Genomic DNA, 6,321 nt, shown 5'->3' on the forward strand with positions numbered 1-6,321 from the left:
CGGCAGCTTCTGTACCGATCCCAAAATTCTCGCGCATCAGCTGCACCATGGGGTCGGCGTCCACGGCATCACCGGCGACGATCGGACGGAAGTAGCCCACCCGCCCGGTACGGCGGTTCAACGCATCGGCCAAGCCCATGGACACCAGCGTTTTGCCTGCCCGAGCCGTCGTCGTTGTGATGTAAATTCCCTGCGCCAACGTTGATGTACCTTTCGAAAAATGGTCAATGCACCGCAACTCACTATAGTCGGCCGGGCCAGACAGGATTACGATGGGAACATGATCTTAGCTTTTTCCATTTCTGTATCCGGTGTCGGCGATCTCGGTCCCGACGCTGCCGCCAACTCCGCCGACGACGCTCAAACCGGTTCCGTTGCCCGTGCGGTAGCCGCCGCAGTCAACGTTGTGCGCCAGTCCGGGCTCCCGCATAGACTTTCATCCATGTTCACCGAGATCGAGGGCGAATGGGACGAAGTGATGGGCGTACTCAAACAGTGTGTTGAAGTCGTGAGCCCATACGGCGCTCGAATTTCGATCACGATGAAAGCCGATATTCGTGACGCCAAGACCGACCAACTCGATGAGAAGATTACGCGAGTGAACCAACTGCTCGACAGCGCAGAGTAGTCCCACCGTGATCTGGCCGTTCAACCACAAACACGCCACCGAAACCGGTGCCGAACACTATATTCGCGACGCCGCAATTGCCGACGCCAGGGCGGTCATTGAATTTAAACACCGCATTTGGCGTGAAATATATGCCGATCTCAAAGACACCGCATTTTTTGACACCGCAGAAGCTACCATCGGCGAGCAGGTGAAATTCTGGCAGTCTCGCATCCGCCGCGGGGAGACCATCTGGTTGGCGGAAGACCTCCGCGGAACGATCGTCGGCACCATCCACGCCACGGAGACGCTCAGTGACCAGACAGCACAATTCGCCGAGCTCTACGGTCTAGCCAACCTCCACGATATTCGCTTCTTTTATGTCTCCAACGACGCACGCGACACGATCGTGGGAGAAACATTGATCCAGCACGCGGTAGGGGAGCGGTCTGCACTGGCCTGGTTGTCCGGTACAACGCCACTGGTTGAGTCCAGCCTGCGTGCCGCAGGATTCGAACCGCTGGGTGAACCTGTGGAACCCACTACTGAACCGTGGCAGGGCGTGCCAAGACACGCTATGGTACGCAAATGAGCAACAGACGCCGCAATCAAACGCGGTCCGCCGTCAATATTGAACCCGGTATCTATGAAATCGATTCCGGCACCGCAGAAATCCAGCCCGACCCGTTCACGCCCGGGGCCTGGCTACTTTTGATCAACGGGGTGCAATCCTCGCAGCTGATCCCGGATAACCCCCAACGCCTGGGCTTTGAATACATGCGTTGGATCGCGATCGCCCTGGGTTTCCGATATGCGCCAGAAACACGGCTGCGATTCCTGCACTTGGGCGGTGGGGGAGCCACGCTTGCCCGCTGGGGTGCCGACCGGTATCCCAATTCCCGGCACACCACGGTCGAATACGATGCCAAACTCACGCAATTAGCGCGAGATAATTTCGGTCTGCCGCGGTCACCCATCGTCAAAATGCGGGTTGGCGAAGCGGGCCAGGTACTCTCCGAAACCCGACCCGACAGCTGGGACGTCATCATTCGTGATGTTTTTGTCGAAAAGGACGCGGGACAACACGTAGTCCCCAGCCACCTGACAGGGGTAGAAGCAGCAGAAACCGCAGCACGCGCCGTCGGCCCAGACGGCGCCTACGTTATCAATTACGGCGGTCCGCCCAACCTCAACCCGGCACGCGCTGAAGCAGCTGCGCTAGCACAGGCCTTCACCCACGTGACATTGATTTCCGATGCAACCATGTTTAAAGGACGACGTCGCGGCAACATCGTCATGGTCGGAACCCAGAATCCACTGCCGAATCCGGAACTTGGTGGCCCGGACGGCTTCGCCGCTGCATTGCGTTCAGAACCACTTCCGGTCCAAGCAAAAATGGGGAACGCCACGACGAATTTTATCGCCGGAATGCCACCCCAAACCACACCGTTACTTCTGACAGATCCGCTATAGATAGCGTAATGCGGGTCACTTCACCGGTAGACTGATCATAAGGACCTTCGCAACCGATCCTCGGATGTGAAACGACCGCCAGGAGGGGATTTTCCATGACTGACCATATTCATGACCCAGCTACACCAGAAAACACCACGAAGAAGAAACACGGTGTTGTTGTCGGTGTTGATGGTTCCAAACGAGCCCTGGCAGCAGCAATCTGGGCGCTTCGAGAAGCTAAACGAATCAACGCGCCGCTGACCATGGTCTCGGCGTACACGCTGCCGATCTTCCCGTCCGTAGCCGTTGATGCTGCAACCGGTGGTCACGAAGATTCTGCACTGGCACAATCCTGCCGCCAAATATTGGAAGCAACTCAGGCCGAGCTCGGTCAGACCGATGTGGAAATCCGAACGGCCGTCGAATTAGGCGATCCAGGCAGCGTCCTGGTGGATTACTCTTACGACGCCGAATTGCTGGTCGCCGGACCACGAGGCCGCGGCGGCTTCTTGGGACTGTTGGTTGGCTCAGTATCACGCGGTCTACCGGCCCAAGCGAAATGCCCGGTCGTCCTGGTGCCCCGCGGCGCCGAAGAGTCCCGTGCTGATACTGATGCCCCCGTCGTCGTGGCCTCCGATGGTTCCCACCAAGGTCGAGTAGCGATGCTGCGTGCGGCAGAGGAAACTCAACGCCGAAGCTCATCGTGCCGCCTCCGCGTTGTGAGCGCTATGGCACCGGTTTCCTCGGCTGTCGAATGGCTGCCGTCAACCGTGGACGAACGCGCCATGTTCGACGAGCTCCGCGACAAGGTCAATGCGGGGGTGGCCTGGCTGCAATCGCACTTCCCTGATTTGAAAATCGAATCAGAAGTCGTTGATGGTGTCCCCGTGGATGCCATCGTCGCTGAATCAGAGTCGGCCCGACTTACCGTGGTCGGTACGCGGGGTCTGGGTGGCTTTACCGGGGCACTGCTGGGCTCGACGTCTCAGGGCATTGCAGCTCACGCCCGTGGACCAGTCATGATCGTTCCATACGCTGAAGACCCTCGCCTGGAAGATCGTGATGAGTACGGACCGATGATTGATCAGGATCCTGTGCTATAACTTCTGGATACACAACGTTCGGGGCGGATAACCAATGAGTTATCCGCCCCGAAGCTTGTAGTCCATATTCAATTTTGGCCTCCGGGGGTCCGGAGAACTTCCCCGGACTCCGAACCCCCAGAGGAGTCTGTGTTAGTAACGGCCGCCAACACTCATCATGTTGTATGGCGAGTAGTGCAGACCGGTCACTGTAATACCGGTTGATGGGTTGCGCGCATGCGCAATCTGGCCATTACCAATGTAAATTGCTACGTGGTAAACACCTGACTGGGAACCGTTATTCGACCAGAAGACCAAGTCGCCTGGCTGCAGGTTGCTCAGTGAAACGTACTGCTTCGCGGCACCATACTGGGCGCTTGACGTACGCGGTAGTGATTTACCTGCTTGTTGGAATGCTGCAAGGGTGAAGCCCGAGCAGTCATAACCCTTCGGTCCGTTGCCACCCCATGAGTAATAGGTGCCCGACTCGTTGGTCTTATTGACCGCCCAGCTCGTTGCTGCAGACATATTCCCGCTTGGTGCTGCTGGTGCAGCAGTCTTTGTGGGAGTCGGCGTTGGAGTTGGAGTTGGGGTCGCAGTCCGTGTCGGGGTAGGCGTAGGCGTTGGGGTCGGTGTCGCCGTGCGTGTCGGCGTTGGCGTTGGCGTCGGAGTTGGGGTAGGTGTTGGAGTCGCGGTCTGCGTTGGGGTTGGCGTCGCAGTCTGCGTTGGCGACGGCGTGGACGTCTGGGTAGGCGTCGGAGTTGCCGTCGGCGATGGCTCTTCAGCCTCGGTGGCGGTCTCAGTCGGCGAAGCACTCTCAGCTTCTGTTGGAGTGACAGGCGCCTGCTCTACAGATTCTGTGCTGGTTGGTGAAGTTTGAGATGAAGCATCTGCACCGGTGAGTTCATCAAATGCCTCCTCAGCAGCTTCGTCTTCAACGTCCTCCACCTCGGCGGTGGCAGCCTGCGTTGAAAGCCCAGCTGCCCGGAAACGGTCGGCAGCGTCGGCACGAACCTGATCAGCGCGTTCTTGCTCCTCACGGAGCTGCTCTGCTTCTTCGTCGAGGCGGCGCTGTTCAGCTTCGGCCTCAGCTTCAGCTTGGTCAGCAGCTTCCTGCTTTGCCTCAGCGAGTTCAGCGTCGTTGTCCGAGACTGCCTTCGCTGCGTTCGCACCGTATTTGCTGTTAGCAGCTTGGCCGGTAAAGCCTTCCGCTACTTGCTGGCCGTGTTGTTCAGCTCGCAGAGCGTCTTCATCGCCAAGCATGAACTCTTCAGTACTCAAGCCACCGTTGCGATACATGTCCGCAGCGGCTTCCCCGGCATTTTCCTGAGCCTGTTCATTTTCTTCGGTAGCTAGTGTGGCTTGTTGCGATGCGGTTTCAGCATCTCGACGAGCCTCTGCTGCTGCTTCACTGAGTTCCCGAGCTTTTTCATTGGCAGAAAGTGTTTGACCTTCAACTTCAGCTAAGCGTTTGTTGCTCTTATCAAGGATGTCCTTGAGATCTTCCCGCAACTTTGCCTGGGCGTCGGGATTACCCTTCGCAGCGGCAATAGTCGTTTCATCAGGAAGATCCGGTACTTCGGTGAGTGAGCCGTCGCGTTGATTGTCGGATCCAGCGAAAAAAGAGTCGGATTCAGAGAAAATTTTTGGCATCGCGGCGGCAGACATTGCTGCGACCGTCACTAGGGCGACGCCGGCGGCGGCCCCTTTAATGCTTCGTGACTTCACGATAGTTTCCTCATTCTGTGGCTAGTCCAGTTAGATGGTTATTGTTGCAACCATTTCGACCACAAACAGTGACTTTATCCGGACTATTGTCACAACTGCAACACTTGAAACATTGAGCCACATAAACCACATTCGTGTAACTTTCGCGACACGCCTGCAAACATCACGATCTGCGCGAGATCAGGGATTTATAAATTTGTTACAGAGAATAGCTTTTGGTGCTTGACATGAAACAAAACAGCGCCTGAAAAGAAGATTTCAGGCGCTGTGTCTATCGTTCCGTTATAGCCGATTTTCTAGTTCGGGCTGAGGTCATGCCCATTCGTCACGGCTTCTTGATTCGGTGCTTGCTTGGTCGTCACGACCTCGCCAGCCGGAATTGCGTACTGCAAGACCATGTTTTCGGCTAGCCCCAGGTAGCGGTGCAACCCTCGTGACGCGTCGATCCGCTCACCAGCGAGGATCCGGTTGATGATCGCGAGGTTCTGTTGCGCAAAAGATTCATGGATGCTGGGACTGATATTAAGGCCATGGAATGCTAATCCGAGTTGTGTAAGTAGACGTTCCAACGCCAGTGTCATAGTCGCTGAGCCGGCCAAGGCGACGGCTGCTACGTGAAAGTTGCGATCGGCTTCTTCAATTGCTTCGAGGTTTTCCTGTGCGATACCGCGTCGGGTCTGATCAGCAATATGATGGAACGTGTCGGTGAGTTCGGGTGTCAATTGACCCCAGAGAATTGCGGATGGTTCCAAGAAACGTCGAGTCTGGTAGATCTCTTGGACGTCGCGAACTCCTGGATCGATAACAAATACGCCCCTATTGGGGACTTTGTATGCGAGATCTTCGCCCACGAGTATGGTGAACGCTTCTCGAAGGGTGTTTCGTGACACCTCAAATTCTGCTGCAATGGTCTCTTCAGAGAGTTTTGTGCCAGGCTCTAGGCTGCCCTTGCAGATGAGTCGACGCAGCTCAGTAGCAATCCGTGTCGGCGTATGTGCGTGCAGATGCTTGCCGTCGTCGTCTTCAATTGCATTCAAGAGCTCTGGGATTACAGGCTTGTCCATCTGAACTCCCGTAGATTCATGGGATTGACAGTGCTGAATCTCACAGTATCACTGGATAATGCTTCTGTCTGCAGTTGGTGATACCAAAGTTATTGCACAAGATTACTGCTAATTTCCGTAACCTGACTAGTAGTTTTGAAGAATCCATCATTGCGTGCTTGAGTTTGGTGCCTTGGATGTGGGTTGCGGCGGCCCTCCTGATGGGGACACTGCATCTCAGGGTGCCCCCTGGTGATTTGCATTAAGAAAACCTTTAGGTCTATGATGATCTAGGTCGATCGCGCCAAAGAGTTGAAAAACTCTGCGATAGTCCGGCCCCCATCGTCTAGTGGCCTAGGACACCGCCCTTTCACGGCGGCGGCACGGGTTCGAATCCCGTTGGGGG

At 56.2% G+C, this 6,321-nt stretch carries 7 protein-coding genes; 4 read left to right on the top strand and 3 right to left on the bottom strand.

Features of this window, described 5'->3' with window-relative positions; translation table 11 throughout:
* The coding region (locus L0H14_RS11385) for an AAA family ATPase (protein WP_301421877.1) at positions 1-199 on the bottom strand (199 nt) is incomplete at its 3' end.
* Positions 200-280: 81 nt separating this feature from the next.
* Between L0H14_RS11385 and L0H14_RS11390 the strand changes: the two genes are divergently transcribed.
* The 4 genes from L0H14_RS11390 (at position 281) to L0H14_RS11405 (ending at position 3,165) form a co-directional block, all read left to right on the top strand.
* Positions 281-628, top strand: a complete 348-nt coding sequence (locus tag L0H14_RS11390) for a thiamine-binding protein (RefSeq protein ID WP_301418939.1) — start codon at positions 281-283, stop codon at positions 626-628.
* Positions 629-635: 7 nt separating this feature from the next.
* Positions 636-1,199, top strand: coding sequence for a hypothetical protein (locus L0H14_RS11395; protein ID WP_301418937.1), 564 nt, complete (start codon positions 636-638; stop codon positions 1,197-1,199).
* Positions 1,196-2,080: a spermidine synthase gene (locus tag L0H14_RS11400; RefSeq protein ID WP_301421878.1), complete on the top strand. Its 885-nt coding sequence runs from the start codon at positions 1,196-1,198 to the stop codon at positions 2,078-2,080. The genes L0H14_RS11395 and L0H14_RS11400 overlap by 4 nt, the downstream gene beginning before the upstream one ends.
* A gap of 95 nt (positions 2,081-2,175) precedes the next feature.
* Complete coding sequence (locus L0H14_RS11405) at positions 2,176-3,165, top strand: universal stress protein (RefSeq protein ID WP_301421879.1); 990 nt, start codon at positions 2,176-2,178, stop codon at positions 3,163-3,165.
* 132 nt (positions 3,166-3,297) lie between these two features.
* Here the strand turns inward: L0H14_RS11405 and L0H14_RS11410 are convergent, their stop codons facing one another.
* Together L0H14_RS11410 and L0H14_RS11415 are read right to left on the bottom strand one after the other, a co-directional pair.
* Positions 3,298-4,872 carry a C40 family peptidase gene (locus L0H14_RS11410; protein WP_301421880.1) on the bottom strand — a complete coding sequence of 525 codons (1,575 nt, stop codon included), beginning with the start codon at positions 4,870-4,872 and terminating at the stop codon, positions 3,298-3,300.
* A 296-nt stretch (positions 4,873-5,168) separates the two neighbouring features.
* Positions 5,169-5,936: a GntR family transcriptional regulator gene (locus tag L0H14_RS11415; RefSeq protein ID WP_301421881.1), complete on the bottom strand. Its 768-nt coding sequence runs from the start codon at positions 5,934-5,936 to the stop codon at positions 5,169-5,171.
* Positions 5,937-6,321: the final 385 nt, after the last annotated feature.

This window comes from Yaniella sp. (genome assembly GCF_030453185.1).
Lineage (GTDB): Bacteria > Actinomycetota > Actinomycetes > Actinomycetales > Micrococcaceae > Yaniella.